Annotated in this window: 2 protein-coding genes; both read right to left on the reverse strand. The window is 65.4% G+C overall.

Annotated features, from left to right (window positions below):
* Window positions 1-54: 54 nt before the first annotated feature.
* Window positions 55-855, reverse strand: a complete 801-nt coding sequence (istB, locus tag WAW85_RS08670) for an IS21-like element helper ATPase IstB (RefSeq protein WP_422559214.1) — start codon at window positions 853-855, stop codon at window positions 55-57.
* The coding region (istA, locus tag WAW85_RS08675; protein WP_422559215.1) for an IS21 family transposase at window positions 852-1,959 on the reverse strand (1,108 nt) is incomplete at its 5' end. The genes istB and istA, both read right to left, overlap by 4 nt.

A 1,959-nucleotide genomic window follows, 5' to 3' on the forward strand; every position in this document is an offset into this window, starting at 1 on the left:
TGTCGGCGGCGGTCGAAACCTGAACGGTTTCGGCGGTCCAAAAGTGAACAGTCTCTAGTCTAGGTTTTCTTGTTCGGCTTTGATGCTGGGGAGTGTTTCCAGGCCTCGGTCGCGTAGCCGGTAGGACGCTCCTTTGAGGGCGATGACGTCGGCGTGGTGGACGATGCGGTCGATCATCGCTGCGGCGACGACTTGGTCGCCGAACACGGTGCCCCAGGAACTGAATGGCAGGTTGCTGGTGAGGATGAGTGAGGCGTGTTCGTAGCGGGATGAGACCAGCTGGAAGAACAGGTTCGCGGCGTCTTGTTCGAAGGGTAGGTAGCCGACTTCGTCGACGATGATCAGTCCGTATCGACGCAGACGCGCCAGCTCAGCTGCGAGCCGTCCTCGGTCGTGTGCTTCGCTGAGCCGGGTTACCCATTCGGTGGCGGTGGCGAAGAGGACGCGGTGTCCTTGGTGGCAGGCGGCCATTCCGAGTGCGGTGGCTAGGTGGGTTTTCCCGGTGCCCGGTGGTCCGAGGAGCACGACGTTGCGATGCTCGGCCAGATAGGCCCCGGAGGCCAGTGCCTGGATCGGGCCACGTGCTGTGGGCTGGTGGTCGAAGTCGAAGTCATCGACTGTTTTGGTCGCGGGCATGCCGGCGGCGCGGATCCGGAGTCGGGCGCCGGAGGCGTTGCGGGCGGCGACTTCGCGTTCCAGGACGGCCGCGAGATAGGTTTCGTGGGTCCAGCCTGAATCGCGGGCGTGGTCGGCCAGTCGGGCGGCCGATTCGGTGATTCGCGGGGCTTTGAGGACCGCAGCGAGATGAATGATCTGTTTGATTATCGCGGCGTTGTCGGAGATCGGTGGGTTCATGGGTGGCTCACTTGCTTCGGGTCCAGGCCGAAGGCCCGGTCGTAGTCGGCCAGATCACGCATCATGGTCTCGGCCTCGGGTCGGATAGTGGGCTGGCCGAACGCGGTGCGCAGGGTGCCGGCGATCCTCACGTGTTCGGGATCGGTGACGACCATGCGCCGAGCCCACCGCCGCTGGTGGAGAGCGACCACGCGGTCGCCGTGGCGGACCTTCACGGTCTCCAGATCAGCCGAAACATCCACGCGGGCGCCGATGGCCCGGGGGTCGACCGAGTAGTCGTTGGTGTCCACGCGCACGTAGTAATCCCGGCCCAGCCGGATCTGGTTGTGCCAGCCCACGTGCAGGACCGCTGGCGGTAACGCCAGCATCGCCGCCTTGTCGGCGGCCAACAGATCGGCCGGGCGCGCCTTGAGGGTACGCACCACACGCTGGTTCGCCGTGGCGAGCCATTCGGTGAACTGGTCGTTGAAATCGGGTGGAGAGCTGAACGTGCGGCCCGGCATGAACGAGGTTTCGAAGAACCCGTTACGGCGCTCGACAATCCCTTTGGACTCCGGGTCACGTGGGCGTAGCAACACGATCTTGGTCGCCAGCGACCCGGCGAACACCGCCGCGGCCTCGGTGGGTTTGCCGCGCCCGATCCCGGGCTCGTTGTCCCAGATCAGGCGGCGCGGTACCCGGCCGAGTTGACCCAGCAGCTCCCATGACCCCAACAGCAGGTCGTTGCTGGTTCGGGTGGGAATCATCCGGCCGTACATGTACCGGGAGAACGCCGGAACCATCACCAGCACCGGCAGTAACGACCGCGAGCCATCCTCGAGCACGAACTTGTACGGTGGGAACCACAGATCGCACTGAGCAGCATCGCCAGGAGCCCAGGACAGCCGATCAGCCGGATCGATCCGCGTGCCTTCGGCGCGAACCCGTTTGACATTGTCCCGGAACCAGCGGATCGACCCGGTCCAGCCCACCCGCTCAGCCAGCACCGTCGCCGGCATATCCGGGGTTTCGGCCAGCAACTCACGCACCCGCGCCTCGAACGGCGTGAACGACGTCGGCGCCGCAGACCGCTGATACTTCGGCGGCTCATGTGACCCGACAGCC

Origin of the sequence: Gordonia sp. (in: high G+C Gram-positive bacteria) (genome assembly GCF_049299075.1) — a bacterium.
GTDB lineage: Bacteria > Actinomycetota > Actinomycetes > Mycobacteriales > Mycobacteriaceae > Gordonia.